Source organism: Cupriavidus sp. UBA2010 (assembly GCF_002335265.1).
GTDB lineage: Bacteria > Pseudomonadota > Gammaproteobacteria > Burkholderiales > Burkholderiaceae > Cupriavidus > Cupriavidus metallidurans.
Genome location: NZ_DDCI01000021.1, coordinates 25,024 through 47,753 on the forward strand (window position 1 = coordinate 25,024; position 22,730 = coordinate 47,753).

Here is a 22,730-nt window from a genome sequence, read left to right on the forward strand (position 1 = left end):
CGTCCTCGGCAGCGCGCCTTGAATCGATGATGAAAACCCGAGCCAACCAACCCGTCTTTCGTACCGCCTGCGCCCGCGCCGTCGTCCTGCTGTGTGGCCTGTCGCTGCTGGCACCCGCCCCGCTCTGGGCCCAGCCATCCCAGCAGCCACCGCAACCGAACGACATCGGCTCGCGCAGCAATCGTGACCAGGTGGTGCTGAACTTCGTCAACGCCGATCTGGAATCAGTGGTGAAGGCGGTCGGTCAGGCCACCGGCAAGAACTTCGTGATCGATCCGCGCGTGAAGGGCACCGTGAATCTGGTCACGGAGCAGCCGGTCTCGCGCGCGCAAGCGCTGGAAACGCTCGGTTCCGTACTGCGGATGCAGGGTTACGCGATGGTCGAGTCCAACGGCTTTACCAAGGTCGTGCCCGAAGCCGATGCCAAACTGCAGGGCTCGCCCACGGTGGTCGGTCCCAGCAGCAACCGTGGCGATCAGGTCGTGACGCAGGTCTTCCGCCTGAACTACGAATCGGCCAACAACCTGGTGCCGGTGCTGCGGCCGATGATCGCGCCGAACAACACGATCACCGCTTACCCGGCCAACAACACGCTGGTCATCACCGATTACGCGGACAATCTGCGCCGTCTGGCACGGATCATCGCCGCGGTGGATGCACCCGCCTCCGGCGAAGTGGAACTGATTCCGCTCAAAAACGCGATCGCCAGCGATGCGGCAGTGGTCCTTCAGAAACTGCTCGACCCGACCGCCGCCGCAGGTGGCGCCGGCGCGGGCGACGCGAGCCTGCGCACGACCGTCGTGGCGGAGCCGCGCAGCAACTCGCTGATGATCCGCGCTTCCAGCCGCGCGCGCGTGCAGCAGGCACGCCAGCTCATCGAGAAGATCGACCAGCCGTTCGCGCGCCCGGGCAACATCTGGGTGGTGCCGCTCAGGAATGCCGACGCCGTGAAGCTTGCGGCCACGCTGCGGGCCATCGTCGCGGCGGACAGCAGCTTCTCCAGCTCGACGCAACCCGGTGGCGGTGCGACGGGCGGCGCCGCAATGCAATCCACCTCATTGCCGCAAAGCGGCCAGTACACCGGTGGCAATACCGGCAACTACAACCGCAGTGGTTCCGGCAGCAGCTTCGGCAGCGGCGGCAGCAATGCGTTTTCCGCATCGTTCGCGGTCAACCAGCAGCCGACCACGGGCGGCATCGTCCAGGCCGACCCGTCGACAAACTCGCTGATCATTACCGCCAGCGAGCCGGTGTACCGCAATCTGCGCGGCGTGATCGACGACCTCGACGCACGGCGCGCGCAGGTCTACATCGAATCGATGATCGTGGAAGTCAGCGGCACGCTGGACAGCCAGCTTGGCATCCAGTGGCAGGGGCTGATCAATTCGGGCGGCAGCACCGTCGGCTTCGCTGGGACCAACTTCGGTGCTGGCGGCCAGAACATCATCAACCTGACTGCGGCTGCGGCGCTCTACAACCAGAACAAGACCGCCGGCCTCGCGGCCATCAGTGGTCTCGTGCCCGATGTGGGCGGCCTGAATCTTGGGGTGATCAACAAGGCCATTGGCCTGGGCGCGCTGCTCCACGCACTGGGACAGAACACAAGCGTGAACCTGCTGTCCACGCCGAACCTGATCACGCTCGAGAACGAGGAAGCGAAGATCCTCATCGGCCAGAACATTCCGATCACCACCGGATCGTACGCGCAGACTGGCAGTTCGGCCTCGGTGACGCCGTTCCAGACGTACGACCGCAAGGATGTCGGCATCACACTGCGCGTGCGCCCACAGATTTCCGAAGGCGGCCTGGTCAAGATGCAGATCTACCAGGAGTCTTCGCAAGTGGCGCCCGGTACGCTCACCAACCCGCAGGGCCCCACCACGAACGTGCGATCGATCGAAACCAATGTGCTGGTGGACGATGGCCAGATCATCGTGCTGGGCGGCCTGATCGAGGACAACTACGGCGACAACGTTCAGAAGGTGCCGCTGCTCGGTGACATCCCCTACCTCGGCTCGTTGTTCCGCTACGAGAACAAGACCCGTTCGAAGACCAATCTGCTGGTGTTCCTGCGCCCCTACGTGATGCGCACCACCACCGCCACGGATCGCCTGACACAGGATCGCTACGACTTCATCCGCGGCCAGCAGCAGAACTTCGTCTCGCCGAACATGGTGGTCCGCGAGCTGAACACACCGGTGCTGCCGCCGGCCGATGCGCCGACCGCGCCGTTCGTCGACCCGCGCTACAACGGTCCGGTGCCCGGCCCGGTGCCCCTTGCGCCGGGACAACCGTCGACGTCCGCACCCGCGCCGCAGACCGTGCCGCAGCCGGTGCAGCGGCCGCTCTCGCAGACCACTTCCGGCCAGGGCGCGTAAGGTTGAACATCATGGCAACCGATACGCCAGTGACGGCACCCGCCGCGACAGAAACGCCACTCGAAGCCCCGTCGCCGATGGCGGCGCGGCTGGTCTCGTACACGTTCTCGCGCGAAGCGCCGCTGCTGATCGCGCACCAGCGCCCCGACGGACTCGAAGTCTGGGTCAGCCGCAAGACCTCTCCGGCCGCGCTGGCCGAGGTGACGCGCGTGCACGGCGCGTTGCATCTGCGCGTGCTGGAACAGGCCGAACTCGAGGCTGCGATGTCCGATGCCTATAACCGCCAGGACGGCACCGCCGCGCAGGTGGTGGGCGAGGTGGAAGGCGAAGTCGATCTGTCGCGCCTGATGCAGGACATCCCGGCCGTGGAAGACCTGCTCGAGTCCGAGGACGATGCGCCAATCATCCGCATGATCAATGCGCTGCTGACGCAGGCCGCGCGCGAGCAGGCCTCCGATATCCACATCGAGCCGTTCGAGTCGTCGTCGGTCGTGCGTTTCCGCGTGGATGGCACGCTGCGCGACGTGGTGCGTCCGAAGAAGGCGCTGCATGGCGCCCTGATCTCGCGGATCAAGATCATGGCGCAGCTCGACATCGCCGAGAAACGGTTGCCGCAGGATGGCCGCATCACGCTGCGCGTGGGCGGACGACCGGTGGACGTGCGCGTATCCACGCTGCCGACCGGACACGGCGAGCGCGCGGTGCTGCGTCTGCTCGACAAGGAAGCGGGCCGCCTCGATCTGGCCAAGCTCGGTATGGCTCGCTCGACGCTGGCCAGCTTCGATGACCTGATTCGCCAGCCGCACGGCATTGTGCTGGTGACCGGACCCACGGGTTCGGGCAAGACCACGACGCTGTACGCGGCGCTATCGCGGCTGGACTCCCATACGACCAACATCATGACCGTCGAGGATCCGATCGAATACGATCTCGACGGCATCGGCCAGACGCAGGTCAACGCGCGCATCGACATGACCTTTGCGAAGGCCCTGCGCGCGATTCTGCGTCAGGACCCGGACGTGGTCATGATCGGTGAAATCCGCGACCTCGAAACCGCACAGATCGCGGTGCAGGCATCGCTGACCGGCCACCTCGTGCTGGCCACGCTGCACACCAACGATTCGGCCTCGGCCGTGACCCGTCTGGTCGACATGGGCATCGAGCCGTTCCTGCTTTCGTCGTCGCTGATCGGCGTACTGGCGCAGCGACTGGTGCGCCGTCTCTGCCCGCACTGCAAGCGCGAGGAAGTCATCGAAGTCACACCGGGCGAATCCGAGACGCTTCATGCCGACGGCAAGCCACTGCAGCGCGTATGGCACCCGGTTGGTTGCGACAAGTGCGGAAATTCCGGCTATCAGGGCCGTATGGGTGTGTATGAACTGCTGACTGTCGATGCCGAAATCCAGACGATGATCCACCGCCAGCAGGCCGAGTCCGAGATCAAGCAGCGGGCGCTGGCCAAGGGCATGCACACGATGCGCGGTGATGCGCAGCGCTGGATCGACAGCGGCGCCACTTCGCTTGAAGAAGTGCTGCGCGTGTCGCGCGACTAGAGCGAAGGAGCCCGCGCAGCATGCCCGCCTATCGCTATGAAGCCGCCGACGCCGCCGGCCGTGCAGATCGCGGCGTCATCGAGGCCGACAGTCCAAAGCAGGCGCGCGCGCAGCTTCGCGCTCGCGGGCTGACGCCGATCATCGTTGACCCGCTGGCCGGCGCGGGGCTGGCCAAGCGCAGCGGCAGCAGCGCGTTCGTGCGCCGGCTGTCGACGCAGGAGCAGGCGCTGTTCACGCGCCAGCTCGCCAGCCTGATCGTGTCGGGCCTGCCGCTCGACGAAGCCCTGGGCGCACTTGCGGACCAGGCCGAGCGCCAGTACGTGCATGAGCTCCTTGCGGGCATCCGCGCCGAAGTCATGGGCGGCAGCTCGCTCTCCGTGGCGCTGGCCCAGCATCCCAAGGACTTTCCGGACATCTACCGCGCGCTGGTTTCAGCCGGTGAACATTCTGGCCACCTCGGCATGGTGCTCGAACGGCTGGCCACCTACATCGAGACGCGCAACACGCTGACTTCGAAAATCCGGCTCGCATTCACGTACCCGGCCATCGTCACGGTGGTGGCGTTCGCGATCGTGATCTTCCTGCTGTCGTATGTGGTGCCGCAGGTGGTCAGCGTGTTTGCCAATACCAAGCAGAAGCTGCCCACGCTGACAGTGATCATGCTGGCGCTGTCGGATTTCGTGCGTAACTGGTGGTGGGCCGCGCTGGGTGTCATCGCCGCGGTCGCTGCAATCATTCGCAGCCTGCTGAAGCAGCCAGACGTTCGTCTGGCATGGCACCGCTGGCTACTGACCGCGCCGCTGGTCGGCAAGCTGATTCGCGGGTACAACACGGCGCGCTTCGCCAGCACGCTGTCGATTCTCGTATCGGCCGGCGTGCCGATCCTGCGCAGCCTGCAGGCCGCCGGAGAAACACTGACCAATCAGGCGCTCAAGGCCAACGTCGAGGACGCCACCACGCGTGTGCGCGAAGGCGCATCGCTGGCGCGCGCGCTGGCTGCGCAGAACCAGTTTCCCCCGGTGCTGGTGCACCTGATCCGGTCCGGCGAGGCCACCGGCAACCTGCCGACGATGCTCGACCGCGCAGCCACCGGCGAGGGCCAGGAACTGGAGCGCCGCACGCTGTTCCTGACCAGTCTGCTTGAGCCGCTGCTGATTCTGACGATGGGTGTGGTGGTGCTGATGATCGTGCTGGCCGTGCTGATGCCGATCATCGAGATCAATCAGCTGGTCAGATAGCGCGTCAGTTATTGACGCGCTGACGCTCTCCCGCACAAGGGAGAGAGGAACAAACAGATTGCGTTGAATCTGCACGCGGTTCTCGTCCTCTCCTGCGTGCGGGAGAGGACAGAGACCTCAGACCACGACGACGCTTACTCCGCCGCAGCCGCCTTCTTCGCCGGCGCCCGCTTGCGCGGTGCGGCCTTCTTTGCCGCAGGCTTCTTCTTCGCCGGTTTCTTGGCTTCCTCCGCAGGCGCTTCCGCCTTCGTCTCCTCGGGCACGTCTACCTGTGCCGACAGCACAGTCGCGCCGGGTGCCGAGAACACCGACTGGTCGATCGGCCACGGGGTATCGCTCAGCGTGACATCGGGACGCTTGCCGCGCTTGCCGCCCGCCTTCGGCCTCTCGGTGGAGACCTCCACGGCCTCCTGAATCAGCGTCGAGGCGGAACCGGCTGCGTCGTCGTCATCTTCCTCTTCCGTCACTCGAGCGGGCTCGATTGCCGGTACGACGACTGCCACGGGTTCGGGCGCTGGCGGCACGTGTCGTGCGGGTGCCGGGGCCGGACGCTGCTGCTGTGGCTGGGCTTGCTGCGATGGCTGCTGCGACTGGGACGGCTGGGACGACTGCGCCTGCTGCTGCGGTTGCGCCGGCTGCGGCTGCCCACCACCCTCACCCTTGTTGCGCTTCTTCAGCCGCACCCAGAGGGTCTTGTTATTGCCGCCGTTGCGCGTTTCCACCTCGAACAGGTTCGTCGCTGTCACCAGCTCCGAAAGCTTGCCGTAGCCATAGTTACGCGAATCGAATTCCGGGGCCTGCTTGGCGATGTAGTTGCCGATGCCACCGAGCGTGGACCAGCCATCCTCGTCGGACACGGCCTGCGACGCGCTCTGCAGCAGCCGCACCAGGCGCGAATCCTGACGCAGTTCCTGGGTCGTGCGCTTGCGTGCCGGCGCGCTCCCGGTCTCGGAGTCGGAATCCGAATCGGCTTCCGCACGCAGCACATCGGAGTAGATGAACTTGTCGCACGCCGTCACGAACGGTTTCGGCGTCTTGCGCTCGCCAAAACCGTAGACGGTCAGGCCCTGTTCGCGGATGCGCGATGCCAGACGCGTGAAATCGCTATCGCTGGAGACGATGCAGAACCCGTCGAAGCGGCCCGTGTAGAGCAGGTCCATCGCGTCGATGATCATCGCGCTGTCGGTGGCGTTCTTGCCCACGGTGTAGCGGAACTGCTGGATCGGCTGGATCGAGTGCGCCAGCAGGCGGTCCTTCCAGCCCGAGAGGTTAGGACGCGTCCAGTCGCCGTAGATACGCTTGACGGCGGCAACGCCGTACTTGGCCACTTCGGCCAGCAGGCCTTCGACGATGGCGGGCGCCGCGTTGTCGGCATCGATCAGCACGGCCAGGGTCGCGCCCTGGCGAGGAGTATTGGTCATGGTCGGAGTTGGATGGGGCGGGTTGCACCACGACAGGATACGCCGTGGTGGCGCGCGGTCTACATCGTGGCTCGCGCGTGCGCCGTTTGGATGCACCGCAGTGTACACGTGTGGCGTATGCGTATACGGGAAATCACGGGGGTCCCGGGCGCGATTTATGCTGCATCGCACGGTACCGCGGCCTGCACGCCGGTGCTACCATGCCGCGCAGAGACACGGTCGTCCAATGGCTCCAAAAGAGACTGCGAACGGCTGCCCACAACTAATGTGTCGGTGATCCCGACAGGATGCCCCTAGAGGAGCACAAATGAATGCCCCACTGACCCCTCCGGTCAGCGACGCCATCCGTCGCGCGCTCGAAAACGTTTCCCTCGAAGACAAGTACACGCTGGAACGCGGCCGCATCTACATCAGCGGCACGCAGGCACTGGTACGTCTTCCGATGCTGCAGCAGGAACGCGACCGCGCCTCCGGCCTGAATACCGCAGGCTTCATCTCCGGCTACCGCGGCTCCCCGCTCGGCGCGCTCGACCAGTCGCTCTGGAAAGCCAAGAAGCACCTTGCGGCGCACAACGTCGTGTTCCAGGCCGGCCTGAACGAAGACCTTGCCGCCACCTCCGTCTGGGGATCGCAGCAGGTCAACATGTATCCGGATGCCAAGTTCGATGGCGTGTTCGGCATGTGGTACGGCAAGGGTCCGGGTGTCGACCGCACCGGCGACGTCTTCAAGCACGCCAATTCGGCCGGCTCCAGCCGGCACGGCGGCGTGCTGGTGCTGGCCGGTGACGATCACTCGGCCAAGTCCTCCACGCTTGCGCACCAGTCCGAGCATATCTTCAAGGCCTGCGGCCTGCCCGTGCTCTACCCGTCGAACGTGCAGGAGTACCTGGACTACGGCCTGCATGGCTGGGCGATGAGCCGCTACTCGGGTCTATGGGTGGCCATGAAGTGCGTGACCGATGTGGTGGAATCTTCGGCATCGGTCGAACTCGACCCGCACCGCGTGCAGATCGTTCTGCCCGATGACTTCGCGCTGCCCCAGGGCGGCCTGAATATCCGCTGGCCGGACCCGCCGCTGGAACAGGAAGCCCGCCTGCTCGACTACAAGTGGTATGCGGGGCTGGCCTATGTGCGCGCCAACAAGATCGATCGCATCGAGATCGATTCACCGCACGCTCGCTTCGGCATCATGACCGCTGGCAAGGCCTATCTCGACACGCGCCAGGCACTGTCCGACCTGGGGCTGGACGACGAGACCTGCGCCCGCATCGGCATCCGGCTCTACAAGGTGGGCTGCGTGTGGCCGCTCGAAGCGCATGGCGCGCGTGCGTTCGCCGAGGGCCTGCATGAAATTCTGGTCGTCGAAGAAAAGCGCCAGATCATGGAGTACGCGCTCAAGGAAGAGCTGTACAACTGGCGCGACGACGTGCGTCCCAAGGTCTACGGCAAATTCGACGAGAAGGACAACGCGGGCGGCGAATGGTCGATCCCGCAGAACAACTGGCTGCTGCCGGCGCACTACGAGCTGTCCCCGGCGATCATCGCCAAGGCCATCGCCACGCGGCTTGAGAAGTTCGACCTGCCCAGCGACATCCGCGCGCGCATCGAGGCGCGGCTGGCCCTGATCCAGGCGAAGGAAAAAGCGCTGGCCACGCCGCGCGTGACCGCCGAGCGCAAACCGTGGTTCTGCTCGGGCTGTCCGCACAACACGTCGACCAACGTGCCCGAGGGTTCGCGCGCGCTGGCCGGCATCGGCTGCCACTACATGACGGTCTGGATGGACCGCAACACCAGCACGTTCAGCCAGATGGGCGGCGAAGGCGTGGCGTGGATCGGCCAGGCGCCGTTTGCCGGCGACAACCACGTGTTCGCCAACCTGGGCGACGGCACGTACTTCCACTCCGGCCTGCTGGCGATCCGCGCGTCGATCTCGGCCGGTGTGAACATCACCTACAAGATCCTCTACAACGACGCGGTGGCGATGACCGGCGGCCAACCCGTCGACGGTCAGCTTTCGGTGCAGGACATCGCTTTCCAGGTGGCCGCCGAGGGCGCGAAGAAAATCGTCATCGTCACGGACCAGCCCGAGAAGTACAACAGCGCGATCAAGCTGCCCGAGGGTCTGACCGTGCATCCACGCGAGGAACTCGACAACATCCAGCGCGAGCTGCGCGAGGTGCCTGGCTGCACGATCCTGATCTACGACCAGACCTGCGCCACGGAGAAGCGTCGCCGCCGCAAGCGCGGCACGTTCCCCGATCCGGCACGCCGCGCGTTCATCAACGACGCCGTGTGCGAAGGCTGCGGCGACTGCTCGGTCAAGTCGAACTGCCTCTCGGTGGAACCGCTGGAGACCGAACTCGGCACCAAGCGCCAGATCAACCAGTCGTCGTGCAACAAGGACTTCTCGTGCGTGAACGGCTTCTGCCCGAGCTTCGTCACGGCCGAAGGCGCGCAGGTGCGCAAGCCTCAGGCCACCGGCATGTCGATGGGCGGACTGCCCGCGCTGCCCGAACCCGTGCTGCCGACGATGCGCCGTTCGTACGGCATCCTCGTGACCGGCGTGGGCGGTACCGGCGTGGTGACGATCGGCGGCCTGCTCGGCATGGCGGCGCACCTGGAGAACAAGGGGGTGACGGTGCTCGACATGGCCGGCCTGGCGCAGAAAGGTGGCGCCGTGCTGTCGCATGTGCAGATCGCGGCCAAGCCGGATGACCTGCACGCCACGCGCATCGCGATGGGCGAGGCCGACCTCGTGATCGGTTGCGACGCCATCGTGTCGGCCACCGACGAGGTCATCTCGAAGACGCAGACGGGCCGCACGCGTGCCGTGGTCAACACGGCGCAAACCCCGACCGCCGCGTTCATCAAGGACCCGAAGTGGCAGTTCCCGGGCCTGTCCGCCGAGCAGGACATCCGCAATGCGGTCGGCGAAGCCTGCGACTTCATCAACGCCAGCGCGCTGGCCGTGGCGCTGCTTGGTGACGCGATCTACACGAACCCGCTGGTGCTGGGCTACGCGTGGCAGAAGGGCTGGATTCCGCTATCGCTCGAAGCGCTGGTGCGTGCGATCGAACTGAACGGTGTCTCGGTCGACAAGAACAAAGCCGCATTCGACTGGGGCCGCCACATGGCGCACGACCCCGATCACGTGCTGTCGCTCACCGGCAAGCTCAAGACGCAGACGGAAGGCGCGGATGTGGTGAAGCTGCCGACGTCGTCGGGCGCGCTGCTGGAGAAGCTGATCGCCAATCGCGTCGACCTGCTGACGAAGTACCAGAACGCGGCCTACGCCGAGCAGTATCGCGACGCGGTGAATCGCGTGCGCGCGGCGGAAAGCGCGCTGGTGGGCGCCGGCAAGCCGCTGCCGCTGACGGAAGCCGCGGCACGCAACCTGGCCAAGCTGATGGCGTACAAGGACGAGTATGAAGTCGCGCGCCTGTACACCGACCCCATCTTCCTGGACAAGCTGCGCGCGCAGTTCGAAGGCGAGCCGGGCCGTGACTATCAGCTGAACTTCTGGCTCGCGCCGCCGACCACGGCCAAGCGCGATGACAAGGGTCATCTGGTCAAGCGCCGCTTCGGCCCGTCGACCATGACGCTGTTCCGTATGCTGGCCAGGCTCAAGGGCCTGCGCGGCGGACCGCTCGACATCTTCGGCAAGACCGAGGAGCGTCGCACGGAACGCGCGCTGATCGGTGAGTATCGTTCGCTGCTCGACGAGCTGTCGAAGGGTCTGAGCGCGGCCAACCACGATACGGCAGTGGCGCTGGCGAACTTGCCCGACGATATTCGCGGGTTCGGTCATGTGAAGGAAAACAACCTCAAGGCGGCGCGCGGCCGGTGGGAAAAGCTGCTCGCCCAGTTCCGCAATCCGCAGGCGGGGCAGCAGGCAGCCTGATTGCGACGGAGCAGAACGGCGGCGCGGGAGTGAATCCCGCGCCGTTTTTGCTTCCGGGCGTGCCTTGACGTGCCTTGACGTGTCATAGCGTGGCCGGCGCTACACTGGCAGGCCGACACACTCCCGGCATTCCCATGCAAATCCGCCCCTACAACCCCACCGACGAAGCCGATGTCATCGCCCTGTGGAAAGCCTGCGGGCTGACACGCCCGTGGAACGATCCGCACCGCGACATCGCCCGCAAGATGACCGAGCAGCCGGAGATGTTCCTGATCGGCGATGTGGAAGGACATGTGCGCGCGTCGGCCATGGTTGGGTTCGACGGGCATCGCGGTTGGGTCTACTACCTGGCCGTGGACCCCGCCCATCAGGGCCGTGGCTATGGGCGTATGCTGATGGCACACGCCGAGGCGCTGCTGATCGAGCGCGGCTGCCCGAAGATCAACCTGCTGGTGCGCGAAGGCAACGACGCCGTGCTGGCGTTCTACAACGAACTTGGCTACACCCGTGACGCCGCGGTCAGCCTGGGCAAGCGGCTGATCCCCGATCAATGATTCCCTGGTGACCCTCCGGTCAGCGCAACTCGCCATGCTGAAGATCCGCGGTATCGACCATCTGGTGCTGCGCACCGCCGATGTCCCCCGCCTCGTGCGCTTCTACGTTGACGTGCTTGGCTGCACCATCGAGCGCGAGCAGCCCGCCTTCGGCCTGACCCAGTTGCGCGCCGGCGGCGGACTGATCGATCTGATTTCGCTCGATGGCCCGCTTGGGCAGGCTGGTGGGGCCGGACCCGGCCCGGAGGGCCGCAACCTCGATCACTTCTGCCTTCGCATCGATCCGTTCGATGAGAAAGCCATTTTTATGCATCTAAATATTCTTCATATTGATGCAAGTCCGGTCGAGCAGCGATTTGGCGCAGAGGGCCGCGGGCCGTCGATCTACGTGAAGGACCCGGACGGCAATACCGTCGAGCTGAAAGGACCGGCGACCCCGGACTAAGGGATCCCCCCGGAAAGTGGCTTCCCGCTGGCACGGGCGGACCGATACAATCTTCGCTTCATCGATCAAGCTTCGCCACCGGCGCCCCCCAAATCTGCGTCGGGCGCGCCATGAACGCTCCTTCCGCCCCCCATCCTGCCGGTGGCCCGGCACTGCCACCCCGCCAGATCGTCTGGACACTCGGCATCACCGAGATCATCAGTTGGGGAACGCTGTACTTTGCTTTCACCGTGTTCATCGAACCGATGCGCCAGTCCCTCGGGTACGGCAAACCATTCCTGGCGGGCGGATTTTCGCTGGGGCTGCTGGTCTGGGCGATGTGCTCGTTCGCAGTGGGCCGGCTGCTGGACCGCGTGCCGGCACGCAAGGTCATGGGCACGGGCTCGGTGCTGGCCGCCATCGGACTGCTGCTCTGGGCGTGGTGCCCGTCGCCAGCGGTATTCCTGCTGATGTGGATTCCGCTCGGGCTGGCCATGGCGTCGACGCTGTATGAGCCGGCCTTCGTGGTCCTGCGTCAGGCCTGGGGGGACGGCTACCAGAAGCCGATCGTCCATGTGACGCTGCTTGCGGGCTTCGCCAGCACGATCTTCATCCCGCTGGCGCAGTGGCTGGTGCTCCATCTGGGCTGGCGCGAGACGCTGGTCGTCTTTGCCGCGCTGAACCTGTTCGTCTGCGCACCATTGCACGCGCGGTTGCGCTACGCGGTGCATCCCAGCTACGCCCATGCCGGCACCCACAGCGGCACACCGCTGGCTGGCGCGGCGTCCTCCGGCATCGCCCGCGCGACGCTGCGCCAGCCGGTATTCTGGTGCGTGGTGCTGGCGTTCACAGCCACAGCGGTGATCGCCTCGCTACTCGGCGCCCACCTGATTCCGATGCTGACGGAGAAGGGGATGCCCATCGCGCAGCAACTGATCGTGGCCGCGCTGATCGGGCCCGCGCAGGTAGCCGGGCGGCTCGTCATGGCGCGGCTGCCGATTGATCACCCGGTGCGGCTGTCGATGCCGGTCTACATCGTGATGACCATCGGCCTGGCCTGTCTGGCGCTGGGCAACGGCTACTGGCTGATGTTCGCGGCGATCTGCTACGGCTGCGCCAACGGCGTCAACACGATGCTGCGCGCGATGGCCATGCCCGAACTGATCTCGCGTCATCACTATGCAACGCTGAATGGGTTAATGATGACCCCTGTGTTGCTGATGCAGGCCGCCGCGCCGTGGTTCGGCGCCCTGCTCTGGCGTGCCGCCGGCGGCTACTGGCTGATGCTGTGGGTCATGGTGGCGCTATCCATCGGCGCGCTGGCCGCCTTTGCGTTCGCGCTGCATCAGCGTGGCCTGCTGCGTGCCGGCGCGGCCCCCGCGTAGCGACAGCGCTGCGTTATTGCGTCAATTCATTGCTTTGCTGTCTCTTTGTTGTCTCCTTGCTGTCTGGTAGTACCTGATGTCCGAATACTCGATCGAATCACCCGCCCGTAGCGAAACCGCTCCGCCCCCGTCGCCCTCGGCAGTCTCCCGTGCCACACGCGGCACCATGGCGCTGTTCTTTGCCAACGGCGCCACATTTGCCACCTGGGGTGTCCATATCCCCACGATCAAGGCACGTTTCGGCCTGTCCGATGCCATGCTGTCGTTCGCCATGCTGGCCGTGGCCGCTGGCGCCATCGTCGCCATGGGCCCGGTTGGCCGCTGGGTGGGCCGGCTCGGCAGCGCGCGCGCCTCGATGATCGGCGGCGTCGCCTTCGCGCTGCTCACGCTGGCAATCATCGCCATGCCGAGCTTTGCCCTGCTGCTGCCCACGTTGCTGATATTCGGCATGGCCAACGCCGCGTTTGACGTCGGCATGAACGCGCAGGCCGCGATTGTGGAGGCCAGCCGCACACGTCCGGTGATGTCCGCGCTGCACGGCATGTTCAGCCTGGGTGGGATGATCGGCGCGGCGTTCGGCGGGCTCATGCTGTCGCTTGGCGTGCCGCCGCTGGTGCACGCGGCGCTGATTGCCGCACTGACGGCGGGCGTGGCAATCGGCATGACGCCGGGGCTGCTGGCCGATCATCCGGTGCTGCCCACCGCCGACCATCACCGCGAACACGCGTCGCGCGCGTTATGGCTGCTGGGCCTGATGGCGTTCCTGGGGCTGGTGGGTGAAGGGGCGATGTACGACTGGACCAGCGTCTACATGCGTGACGTGGCCGTGGCGCCGCTGGGCTGGGTCAGCTTCGGGTATGCGGCGTTCTCGGGGGGTATGGCCTGCGGTCGCTTCGGCGGTGACCGCCTGCGTGCCCGTTTCGGCGATGCGCGGACGCTGACCGGCAGCGCCTGGCTTGGCTTTGCCGGCATCGTGCTGGCCATCGCCGTGCCGTTGCCGCTGGCCGCGTTGATCGGCTTCGGGCTGATGGGGCTCGGCGCCGCGAACATGGTGCCGATCTTCTTCGCCGCCGCGTCGCGCCTGCCCGGCGTAGCCGCGGCGGAGGCGATTGCGCGCGTAGCGCGCTTCGCCTATGTGGGCCTGCTGCTCGGGCCCGTGCTGATCGGCGGCGTCGCGCACCTCTCGGACCTGCGTATCGGCATCACGGTGGTGGCGCTAACGATGGGCTACATCGCCCTGTTCGGCGCGAAGGCGGCACGCCGCTATCTCACCACCTGATTCGACACCCGGCAGGCTCAGGCCGCCTTCTGCAGCGGCGCATGACCTGTGCCGATGCCATCGAAGACGAACGTGTCCATCGCCAGCACGCCATAGGTGACCTCATCGGCCACGCGGTCCACCCGCGCCGACCCTGCGGCCACGGAGGCTGGACCGATCGCGGCGCCCAGCGCCACGTAGAACGGCAACAGGTGCTCGTCCGTCGGATGCGCGCGACGGGCGAACGGTGCCTGGGCACGATAGTCCGCGATGCGGCTGACGTCGCCGGTGGCCAGCGCCTCGTCCAGCGCGCCGCTCATCCAGTCGCGGAAGGCATCGACGTACGGCTCGGTCGCCGGGCCGTGCTGCGCCTTGCGTTCGCCCGCCCCAAACACTTCGCGCAGGTTGTGCGTGAAGCTGCCCGAACCGATCACAAGCACGCCTTCCTCGCGCAGCGGCGCCAGTGCGCGGCCGATATCGATCTGCGTGGCCGGAGGCAGGTACGGGTTGAAAGCGAGCTGGACCACGGGGACGTCGGCATCCGGGAAGAAGTGACGCAGCGGCATCCAGGCGCCGTGGTCAAGCGGACGCTCTTCATCCTCGCAGACAAACCCGGCACCCGGGATCTGAGCCGCCTCGACCAGCGCCTTCACGCGGCCGGCAAGTTCGGGCGAGCCCGGCGCGTCATAGCGCAACGTGTAGAGCTCGCGCGGAAAGCCGCCGAAGTCGTGCCATGCCTCTTGCTGGCTGCGCGTGCTGACTGCCAGCGTGCTGTAGATCCAGTGCGCGGAAATCACCAGCACGGCCTTGGGCTTGAGCGCGCGCAGGCGGACACCGAGCGCGTCGAAGGCGGCGCCGGTCGGGCCTGGGTCGATCGCGAGCATGGGGGATCCGTGGGACACGTAGAGGACGGGAAGCATGGTGTTCATGGCGAGTTGCCGTTCAGCGAATTTGTGCGATGCCTCAAGTCTGGCAAAGAATGCTGGCGCTGACGCAGGCCAATTACGGACACCTCGTGCAAAAAACTTCAACAAGACCTGCGCCGACCATCCGCGCGCCGGGCGCGAGCGTTGGATAACGCACACAGCACATAGGGGATCCGGCCGCACCGCCGACAGGCGCAAGCCGAATCGGCCTATGATGGGGAACACGATGCCCCTGCGCCCCAGACAACGTGCCGGGCATCGGCTGGAGAACCCCGTGGCCAAGCATTTCGATCCCCTGCACGCCCTGCCGCACGCCTTGTGGTGGCAGCCCGGCGTTTACGGCAGCGTCCCCGCCGTGCTGCTCTGGATCGTCGCACGATTGCCCGCCGACGCGCTCGCCAGTGTCTTCAGCACCCCCTACGCCAGCGCGCTGTTCAACCATGCGGGCGACACGGTATTCGTCACAGGCTGGCTCGCGAGCGCAGTCTGGCTCTGGTTCACACGCAAGAAACCCAACCTTCCGGACCGCAAGGTCGCCCCGACAGGGGACGAGCGCCCCGCCGCCGGGCAACACGCGCCCCATCACGGCCATCGCCCGGGCTGACGGCTTCGCTGATGTAAGGAATCGCTTAAGATGACGCCTTCGCCACTGCCAGAGCACGCGCTTGCAGTGGCATCCAAAGGTTCTCTCAACATCATCATTTGCGCCATGTCCGTCACCGCTACATCCGCCAATGAGCTGTCCAAGGCCACCCGACGCCGCGCGATCATCGCCGCGACCATCGGCAACGGCCTGGAATGGTTCGACTTCACCGTCTACAGCTTCTTCGCAGTCATCATCGCCAAGCTGTTCTTCCCCACCGGCAATGACATGACGTCGTTCCTGCTGACGGTGGCCACGTTCGGCGTGGGCTTCTTCATGCGTCCGGTGGGCGCGATCGTGCTGGGCGTCTACGCCGACCGTGTGGGCCGCAAGGCGGCGCTGACCCTGACCATCCTGATGATGGCGCTGGGCACGGCGATCATCGGCCTGGCGCCGACCTACGACTCGATCGGCCTGTGGGCTCCCGCGCTGATCGTGCTGGCACGCCTGATCCAGGGCTTCTCTGCCGGCGGCGAAGTCGGCGGCGCCACGGCGTTCCTGATCGAGCACGCCCCCGACGAGGAACGTGGCATGTACGCCAGCTGGCAGCAAGCCAGCCAGGGCATCTCGTTCATGCTCGGCGCGGCCATGGGCGCGCTGGTGACCAATGGCCTGGACCAGGCCCAGATCGATGCCTGGGGCTGGCGCATCCCGTTCCTGTTCGGCCTGCTGATCGGCCCGGTGGGCATGTATATCCGCTCGCACCTGGAAGAGCCGCCCGAGTTCGAGGCACGCCAGGCCGAGCGCCGCGCGAGCAACGTGAAATTCTCGCCGCTGTCGCAGGTGCTGCGCGATCATCCGCGCGAAGTGCTGGCCGGCCTGGGCGTGACGATCCTCTGGACCGTCTGCACCTACGTGCTGGTGTTCTACATGCCGTCCTACGCCAAGCAGCAACTTGGTCTGCCGCTGGGCGCCACGTTCCAGTCCACCGCGATCTGCGGCGCGATCATCCTGGTGCTGTGCCCGCTGATGGGCATGCTGTCCGACCGCGTGGGTCGCAAGCGGATGCTCGGCGTCGTGGCGCTGGCCATCGGCGTGCTGGCCTACCCGTTGTTCCACTGGCTCAACGTTTCCCCGACCACGGCCACCCTGCTCCAGGTGCAGATCGTGCTGGGCATCCTGCTGGCCGCGTTCACCGGCCCGGCGCCCGCCGTGCTGGCCGAGCAGTTCCCGACCGAGGTCCGCTCCACGGGCCTGTCGCTGGCCTATAACTTCGCCGTGACGATCTTCGGCGGCTTCGCGCCGCTAATCGTCACCTGGCTGATCGAATCGACGCACAACAAGCTGGCGCCCGCGTACTACGTGATTGCCGCTGCGGCCATCAGCTTCGTCGCGCTCGTGTTCATGCACGACCGTACCGGCAAGAAGCTCGCCTGACCGCTTACGCTTGCGCAAGCAGAAGAAAGCCAACCTTCGGGTTGGCTTTTTTTTTTCGCCAGCCGGATTCGTCAGGCAGTGATGCAAATCGCATGTCCGAATCCAGCCATGCCGCGCCTTTACCGCGTCGGGTAACAGGCGCAAGATCGCGTGGACGCACGTCCAACCTGCCCGCCAAGGAGCCCCATAGCATGACCAGATCGACATCCGCGCCACAGCCCCGCGAACGCTGCGGCTGGTGCGGCACGCTGGAGGATTACTGCCACTACCACGATCACGAATGGGGCTTCCCTGTCGACGACGACCGGCGGCTGTTCGAGAAGCTCTGCCTGGAAGGCTTCCAGTCGGGCCTGAGCTGGCTGACGATCCTCCGCAAGCGCGAGGCGTTCCGCAGCGCATTTGCCAACTTCGAGATCAACAAGGTGGCGCGGTTCACCGAGCACGACGTGGAAAGGCTGCTGGGCGACGCAGGCATCGTCCGCCATCGCGGCAAGATCGAAGCCGCGATCAACAATGCCCAGTGCGCGAAGGAACTGCTGAAGACCGAATCGTCGCTGGCTGCGTACTTCTGGAAGTTCGAGCCCGACCCGAAGAGCCGGCCCAAGACGCTCACGCCCGAGGTGCTGCGGGGCATGACCACCTGCCCGGAAGCGGTAGCGTTGTCGAAGGACCTGAAGAAGCGCGGCTGGAAGTTCGTAGGCCCGACCACGATGTACGCACTGATGCAGGCAATGGGGCTGGTCAACGACCATCGCGAAGGCTGCTGGACCCGTGCCGAAGTACAGCGCGCGCGCAAAGCGTTCAAGGTGCCAAAATAATAGGCAGGTCACGTATACGGATGTTTACGTATACATGTCTGTTTACATTGTTGTTTACGTATACATAGATAGTAGTAATAGATAAGACTGACCCGTCAGCGTGGATAACCGGCTTATCTCTTGCCGCATCAATGGTTTACGTTCGGGAGAACCCTTAGGGCAAGCGGTCTACGTATACGTGGATACGGGTGGACAAGTTTTCCTTCCGTCGGCGGAAAGCGGTAAGCTTGCCGAGTTGTTCGTATACGTCCCACATGCGACCCCCAGCCGGACCACAGGCTGTTCACCCGGTTGTCCCCAGGTCAACCGCCAATTTGTCCACAGGCCGCGCATGGTGAGGGACCACCGCCAAGGATGCTGCCGATGGATGCCACTACCCTGTTCCTGTACATGATTGCCGTTGGCGCCGTGGTGGTAACGCCCGGCCCAACGATGCTGCTGGCCCTGAGCAACGGAGCCACGCGCGGCATGCGGGTGGCGGCCTGTGGCATCGCCGGCGCGGCGCTGGCGGACCTGATTCTGATCGGTGCGGTGGGTTGCGGGCTTGGCGCCGTGTTGCTGGCGTCCGAGCAGATGTTCGCGGTGATCAAGTGGATCGGTGCCGCGTACCTGCTCTATCTGGCCTGGGGGCTGTGGCGGGCGCCGGTGCAGGCGCTGACGGTCTCGTCCGGCGAGGCGTCGGTCAATGGCTGGGCGGCCTTTTTGCGCGCATTGTTCGTGGCGCTGTCCAATCCGAAGACGCTGCTGTTCACGTCGGCCTTCGTGCCGCAGTTCATCCACCCGGACAAGCCGGTGGCGCTGCAGTACACGATCCTGGCCGTGGTGGCCGCCATCCTCGACATCCTGATGATGATGATCTACGCCTTTGGCGGGCAGCACGCCATGCGAACGATGTCGGCGCGCGCCGTGCGCTGGGTCAACCGGGGCTGCGCCGGGATACTGGCGTTCCTGGCCGTGGGTCTGAGCCTGTACCGTCGCAGCGAACTACGCTGAGCGGCGGCTCTCGCCGCTCAATCCGGTCACCCTTACCGGGTCCACATGGGTCATTACGTTGAGGACGTCGTTGCGCACCATGGCGCGACGCGCCGCCTCCGTGGCAATCGCGTGGCCCTGCTCGACGGTCAGGTCGGCCTGGATCTCCAGATGGACATCCACCAGGATCATGTCGCCCATCTTGCGCGTCTTCAGGTCATGCAATCCGAGCACGCCCGGCGTCTCGAGCATGGCCGCGCGTAGCGCTGCCACAGTGTCCTCGTCCGCAGCGCGGTCCATCAGGTCGCTCAGCGCATCCCAGCCGAACTTCAGGCCCGTTCGCGACACCATCAAGCCGACCACGATCGCCGCCACGGGGTCCAGCACGTGATATCCAAGCAGGTTGCCACCGACACCCAGCGCCACCACCAGTGACGATGCGGCATCGGATCGCGCGTGCCACGCGTTGGCCACGAGCATGCTTGACCGGATCCGTTCGGCCACGCGCAGCATGTAGCGGAACAGCAACTCCTTGGCCACCAGCGCGGCAAGCGCCATCCAGATCGCAATGGTCTGCACCGGTTGCACGCCGTTCGGGTGCTGGATCTTTCCAACGGCCGCCCACAGCATCCCGACACCCACCGCCAGCAGCAACGCGCCGATCGCCAGTGAGGCTGCGGTCTCGAAACGTTGGTGTCCGTACGGGTGATCGGTATCGGCATCCTTGCGGCTATGGTGTCCTGCAAACAACACCACGAAATCGGATATCAGATCGGAAAGAGAATGGAGTGCATCCGCAACTAGCGCCTGTGAACCCGCAATGATCCCGATCACGGCCTGCGCAATGCTGAGTCCGATATTGACGTAGACACTGACCATCGTGCTGCGTCGGCCCGCCAGATGGCGTGCCCGCGCGGCTTCGTCGTGCTGGGCGACTTCAGGGGCCAGGGGATCATCAGCGATGGAACTATCGCGCATGGTGTTCAGGGGAAACGGGATCGAAATAGCGGGTGAGCAATACGTGCATACGGTAGCACTTTTACATCACGGTGACAGTGGTCTGAAACGGTAAGCCATTAATCCAGGATTAATCCCGAAGATGCAAAGTGGATGCAGGTAAACCGCGTCGGGGTGAACGATTAAAGCCAGTTGTGGCGCAACGCGCGTATGACGGCAATAATACGTCCACGCCTTTGTTTCAGGCCTGATGCAGTTCACGGTGTGCTCACCAGAATTCCTGGTGCTGCAGTGATGCTTGGTCGCGTGCGATAAGGGGCAGACATGAGTGCCATCTGGACCGCTGAAGTGGGACAGTTGATGGTGGAGGCCGCCACGGTCTACGCCGTTGTGGCCGCGTGTGTCAGCCGCAAACGCCCTGCCCAGACCGCCACGCCATCACGCCTGGCACCGGTCAGCGTGCTCAAGCCGCTTTGCGGCGCCGAACCCCATCTCTACGAAAACCTGGCTGGCCTGTGCCGGCAGGACTATCCCGACTACCAGCTTGTTTTCGGCGTTTGCGCCTATGACGATCCGGCGATCACGGTCGTGAACCGTCTGCGCGCGGCATTCCCAGAGCGCGACATCGTGCTGATCGTCGACGCGCGCACGCATGGGCGCAATCCGAAGGTCAGCAACCTGATCAATCTGTACCGCGCAGCGCGCCATGCCCATCTGGTGATCGCGGATAGCGACATTGCCGTACCGCCCGACTACCTGCGCCGACTGGCGGGACCGCTCAGCGATCCGCATGTTGGCGTCGTCACATGCTTGTACCGGGGCCGTCCCGTCGACGGCATCTGGTCGCGGCTGGGTGCCGCATTCATCAACGAATGGTTTGCGCCGTCGGTCCGCGTAGCCCACGCGGGCGGGTCGCGGCGCTTTGCCTTTGGCGCGACGATCGCGTTGCGCCGCGACACCCTCAACGCGATCGGCGGGTTTCGGGCGCTGGCGAACCGGCTGGCGGACGACTACTGGCTGGGCGAACTGACCCGGCAATCGGGATGGAAGACCGTGTTGTCGGATGTCGTGGTGGAAACCGACGTCACCGAGACCAGCCTGCGCGCCCTGTGGCGCCATGAGCTGCGCTGGCTTCGCACGATCCGGTCCCTGAACGCGCCCGGCTTCTTCTTCACGTTCCTGACCTGCACCTGGCCGATGCTGGTGCTCGGCTGCCTGCTCGCGCCGCACCTTCCGGTGCTGGCCATCGCACTCGTTGGCGCGCTCGCGCGCAGCGTGACCGCCGGCAGCATCGGCGCCGCGCTACGCGCGCCACTGCGCGACGCATTGTTGCTGGTGGAATGGGCTGCCGCGCTCGGCGGTGGCCGTGTGCACTGGCGCGGCCACGTGATGACGACCACCGACGCACCACCCAACCATTCCACACCGCAGCCGGGCAGCCGGCCCGCGTTGCCCAAACCTCTTTATTCGACCACGCCTCACGCTCAGGATAGCCCCCGATGAAAACGCTCTTTCTTCAGGCCCCTTCGTACGACGGCTTTGACGGTGGCGCAGGATCACGCTACCAGGCCAAACGCGAGATCAAGTCGTTCTGGTATCCGACCTGGCTCGCACAGCCTGCCGCGCTGGTGCCGGACAGCCGTGTGCTCGATGCGCCGGCGGATGGACTCGGCGTGGAACAGACGCTCAATATCGCGCTGGACTATGACCTTGTCATCATCCACACGAGCACGCCGTCCTTTCCGACCGATGCGCGCTTTGCCGAACAGCTCAAGGAGCGGCGTCCGGACATCATGATCGGCATGGTCGGCGCCAAGGCTGCGGTGGATCCGGGCGGCACGCTCAGCGCCACCCAGGCGATTGATTTCGTCTGCCGCGAGGAATTCGACTACACGTGCCAGGACGTTGCCGCCGGCAAGCCCCTGGCAGGCATTGCCGGGCTCAGCTATCGCCTGACCGATGGCACGATCGAACACAACCCGGCGCGTCCGATGATCGAGAACATGGACGAGTTGCCGTTCGTCGCCCCGGTCTACAAGCGCGACCTGAAGATCCAGAACTACTTCATCGGCTACCTGATGCACCCGTACGTGTCGATCTACACCGGGCGCGGATGCCGCTCTCGCTGCACGTTCTGCCTGTGGCCGCAGACGGTCGGCGGCCATCGCTATCGCACGCGGTCAGCGCAGAGCGTGATCGAGGAGGTGAAATGGATCAAGGAGAACATGCCGGAAGTGCGCGAGATCATGTTCGACGACGACACGTTCACCGACTTCAAGCCGCGTGTGGAAGAGATCGCGCGCGGGCTGGGCGAGATCGGCCTGCCCTGGTCGTGCAACGCCAAGGCCAACGTGCCGTACAACACGCTCAAGATCATGAAGGAGAACGGGCTGCGCCTGCTGCTGGTGGGCTACGAGTCGGGCGACGACCAGATTCTGCTCAACATCAAGAAAGGGCTGCGTACCGACATCGCGCGCCGCTTCACCGAGGATTGCCGCAAGCTCGGCATCCAGATCCACGGCACGTTCATCCTGGGCCTGCCCGGCGAGACGCGCGACACGATCGAGAAGACGATCGAGTACGCCAAGGAAATCAATCCACACACGATTCAGGTCTCGCTGGCCGCGCCGTATCCCGGCACCACGCTCTACAAGCAGGCCGTGGACAACGGCTGGCTGGAGGAGAACAAGGTCATCCACCTGGTCAACGACAGCGGCGTGCAACTGGCCGCGATCAGCTATCCGCACCTGAGCCGCGAGGAGATCTATCACGGCGTGGAAACGTTCTACAAACGCTTCTATTTCCGGCCGAGCAAGATCTGGGAGATCGTGCGGGAAATGGCGGGTAGCTGGAACATGACCAAGCGCCGGCTGCGCGAAGGCGTGGAGTTCTTCCGCTTCCTCCGCTCGCACGAGGCCTGACCCG

General features: G+C 65.3%; 17 protein-coding genes. 14 read left to right on the forward strand and 3 right to left on the reverse strand.

Features of this window, described 5'->3' with window-relative positions; all coding sequences use genetic code 11:
• Positions 1–29: 29 nt before the first annotated feature.
• The 3 genes from gspD (at position 30) to gspF (ending at position 5,169) form a co-directional block, all read left to right on the forward strand.
• The gene (gene gspD, locus B2246_RS16710; protein WP_035884356.1) at positions 30–2,378 is read left to right on the forward strand and encodes a type II secretion system secretin GspD; all 2,349 of its coding nucleotides are present in this window, start codon (positions 30–32) and stop codon (positions 2,376–2,378) included.
• A 77-nt stretch (positions 2,379–2,455) separates the two neighbouring features.
• Positions 2,456–3,931 carry a type II secretion system ATPase GspE gene (gene gspE / locus B2246_RS16715; RefSeq protein WP_411860086.1) on the forward strand — a complete coding sequence of 492 codons (1,476 nt, stop codon included), beginning with the start codon at positions 2,456–2,458 and terminating at the stop codon, positions 3,929–3,931.
• A 20-nt stretch (positions 3,932–3,951) separates the two neighbouring features.
• Positions 3,952–5,169 carry a type II secretion system inner membrane protein GspF gene (gene gspF / locus B2246_RS16720; RefSeq protein ID WP_035884357.1) on the forward strand — a complete coding sequence of 406 codons (1,218 nt, stop codon included), beginning with the start codon at positions 3,952–3,954 and terminating at the stop codon, positions 5,167–5,169.
• 134 nt (positions 5,170–5,303) lie between these two features.
• Here gspF and B2246_RS16725 read toward each other — a convergent pair whose 3' ends face one another.
• Positions 5,304–6,590, reverse strand: coding sequence for an NYN domain-containing protein (locus B2246_RS16725; protein WP_286882611.1), 1,287 nt, complete (start codon positions 6,588–6,590; stop codon positions 5,304–5,306).
• A 307-nt stretch (positions 6,591–6,897) separates the two neighbouring features.
• Here B2246_RS16725 and B2246_RS16730 point away from each other — a divergent pair, with 307 nt between their 5' ends.
• The 5 genes from B2246_RS16730 (at position 6,898) to B2246_RS16750 (ending at position 14,133) form a co-directional block, all read left to right on the forward strand.
• Positions 6,898–10,491 carry an indolepyruvate ferredoxin oxidoreductase family protein gene (locus tag B2246_RS16730; RefSeq protein ID WP_035884359.1) on the forward strand — a complete coding sequence of 1,198 codons (3,594 nt, stop codon included), beginning with the start codon at positions 6,898–6,900 and terminating at the stop codon, positions 10,489–10,491.
• A gap of 134 nt (positions 10,492–10,625) precedes the next feature.
• Entirely contained in the window at positions 10,626–11,045 is a 420-nt protein-coding gene (locus B2246_RS16735) for a GNAT family acetyltransferase (RefSeq protein WP_008646482.1), read from the forward strand.
• 34 nt (positions 11,046–11,079) lie between these two features.
• Positions 11,080–11,490, forward strand: coding sequence for a VOC family protein (locus B2246_RS16740; protein WP_286882612.1), 411 nt, complete (start codon positions 11,080–11,082; stop codon positions 11,488–11,490).
• Positions 11,491–11,600: 110 nt separating this feature from the next.
• Positions 11,601–12,854: an MFS transporter gene (locus tag B2246_RS16745; protein WP_286882613.1), complete on the forward strand. Its 1,254-nt coding sequence runs from the start codon at positions 11,601–11,603 to the stop codon at positions 12,852–12,854.
• A 76-nt stretch (positions 12,855–12,930) separates the two neighbouring features.
• On the forward strand, positions 12,931–14,133 hold the full coding sequence (locus tag B2246_RS16750) for an MFS transporter (RefSeq protein ID WP_286882614.1): 1,203 nt from the start codon (positions 12,931–12,933) through the stop codon (positions 14,131–14,133).
• 17 nt (positions 14,134–14,150) lie between these two features.
• Here the strand turns inward: B2246_RS16750 and B2246_RS16755 are convergent, their stop codons facing one another.
• Positions 14,151–15,032 carry a DODA-type extradiol aromatic ring-opening family dioxygenase gene (locus B2246_RS16755; protein ID WP_035884420.1) on the reverse strand — a complete coding sequence of 294 codons (882 nt, stop codon included), beginning with the start codon at positions 15,030–15,032 and terminating at the stop codon, positions 14,151–14,153.
• Between the two features lie 322 nt (positions 15,033–15,354).
• Between B2246_RS16755 and B2246_RS16760 the strand changes: the two genes are divergently transcribed.
• The 4 genes from B2246_RS16760 (at position 15,355) to B2246_RS16775 (ending at position 18,869) form a co-directional block, all read left to right on the forward strand.
• Entirely contained in the window at positions 15,355–15,642 is a 288-nt protein-coding gene (locus B2246_RS16760) for a hypothetical protein (protein ID WP_411431807.1), read from the forward strand.
• Positions 15,643–15,747: 105 nt separating this feature from the next.
• Positions 15,748–17,058, forward strand: coding sequence for an MFS transporter (locus tag B2246_RS16765; protein ID WP_024569536.1), 1,311 nt, complete (start codon positions 15,748–15,750; stop codon positions 17,056–17,058).
• A gap of 191 nt (positions 17,059–17,249) precedes the next feature.
• Positions 17,250–17,876 (forward strand): DNA-3-methyladenine glycosylase I, encoded by a 627-nt coding sequence (locus tag B2246_RS16770; RefSeq protein WP_035884362.1) that lies wholly within the window; start codon positions 17,250–17,252, stop codon positions 17,874–17,876.
• A 363-nt stretch (positions 17,877–18,239) separates the two neighbouring features.
• Positions 18,240–18,869, forward strand: coding sequence for a LysE family translocator (locus tag B2246_RS16775; protein ID WP_017516035.1), 630 nt, complete (start codon positions 18,240–18,242; stop codon positions 18,867–18,869).
• Here B2246_RS16775 and B2246_RS16780 read toward each other — a convergent pair.
• Positions 18,861–19,826, reverse strand: a complete 966-nt coding sequence (locus B2246_RS16780; protein ID WP_286882615.1) for a cation diffusion facilitator family transporter — start codon at positions 19,824–19,826, stop codon at positions 18,861–18,863. The two genes, B2246_RS16775 and B2246_RS16780, sit on opposite strands and share 9 nt — an antisense overlap.
• Positions 19,827–20,129: 303 nt before the next feature.
• Between B2246_RS16780 and hpnI the strand changes: the two genes are divergently transcribed.
• Positions 20,130–21,308 carry a bacteriohopanetetrol glucosamine biosynthesis glycosyltransferase HpnI gene (hpnI, locus tag B2246_RS16785; RefSeq protein WP_286882616.1) on the forward strand — a complete coding sequence of 393 codons (1,179 nt, stop codon included), beginning with the start codon at positions 20,130–20,132 and terminating at the stop codon, positions 21,306–21,308.
• Positions 21,305–22,726, forward strand: a complete 1,422-nt coding sequence (hpnJ, locus tag B2246_RS16790) for a hopanoid biosynthesis associated radical SAM protein HpnJ (protein ID WP_008646469.1) — start codon at positions 21,305–21,307, stop codon at positions 22,724–22,726. The genes hpnI and hpnJ overlap by 4 nt, the downstream gene beginning before the upstream one ends.
• The last annotated feature ends 4 nt before the right edge of the window (positions 22,727–22,730 follow it).

Bases quoted from the DNA above. Each gene is read 5' to 3' on its own strand.
- B2246_RS16735 (WP_008646482.1), top strand. From the start codon at position 10,626: ATGCAAATCCGCCCCTACAACCCCACCGACGAAGCCGATGTCATCGCC.
- gspF (WP_035884357.1), top strand. From the start codon at position 3,952: ATGCCCGCCTATCGCTATGAAGCCGCCGACGCCGCCGGCCGTGCAGAT.
- gspE (WP_411860086.1), top strand. From the start codon at position 2,456: ATGGCGGCGCGGCTGGTCTCGTACACGTTCTCGCGCGAAGCGCCGCTG.
- B2246_RS16730 (WP_035884359.1), top strand. From the start codon at position 6,898: ATGAATGCCCCACTGACCCCTCCGGTCAGCGACGCCATCCGTCGCGCG.
- B2246_RS16740 (WP_286882612.1), top strand. From the start codon at position 11,080: ATGCTGAAGATCCGCGGTATCGACCATCTGGTGCTGCGCACCGCCGAT.
- B2246_RS16745 (WP_286882613.1), top strand. From the start codon at position 11,601: ATGAACGCTCCTTCCGCCCCCCATCCTGCCGGTGGCCCGGCACTGCCA.
- B2246_RS16765 (WP_024569536.1), top strand. From the start codon at position 15,748: ATGTCCGTCACCGCTACATCCGCCAATGAGCTGTCCAAGGCCACCCGA.
- B2246_RS16725 (WP_286882611.1), bottom strand. From the start codon at position 6,590: ATGACCAATACTCCTCGCCAGGGCGCGACCCTGGCCGTGCTGATCGAT.
- B2246_RS16770 (WP_035884362.1), top strand. From the start codon at position 17,250: ATGACCAGATCGACATCCGCGCCACAGCCCCGCGAACGCTGCGGCTGG.
- B2246_RS16750 (WP_286882614.1), top strand. From the start codon at position 12,931: ATGTCCGAATACTCGATCGAATCACCCGCCCGTAGCGAAACCGCTCCG.
- B2246_RS16755 (WP_035884420.1), bottom strand. From the start codon at position 15,032: ATGCTTCCCGTCCTCTACGTGTCCCACGGATCCCCCATGCTCGCGATC.
- B2246_RS16780 (WP_286882615.1), bottom strand. From the start codon at position 19,826: ATGCGCGATAGTTCCATCGCTGATGATCCCCTGGCCCCTGAAGTCGCC.
- B2246_RS16775 (WP_017516035.1), top strand. From the start codon at position 18,240: ATGGATGCCACTACCCTGTTCCTGTACATGATTGCCGTTGGCGCCGTG.
- hpnJ (WP_008646469.1), top strand. From the start codon at position 21,305: ATGAAAACGCTCTTTCTTCAGGCCCCTTCGTACGACGGCTTTGACGGT.
- hpnI (WP_286882616.1), top strand. From the start codon at position 20,130: ATGAGTGCCATCTGGACCGCTGAAGTGGGACAGTTGATGGTGGAGGCC.
- gspD (WP_035884356.1), top strand. From the start codon at position 30: ATGAAAACCCGAGCCAACCAACCCGTCTTTCGTACCGCCTGCGCCCGC.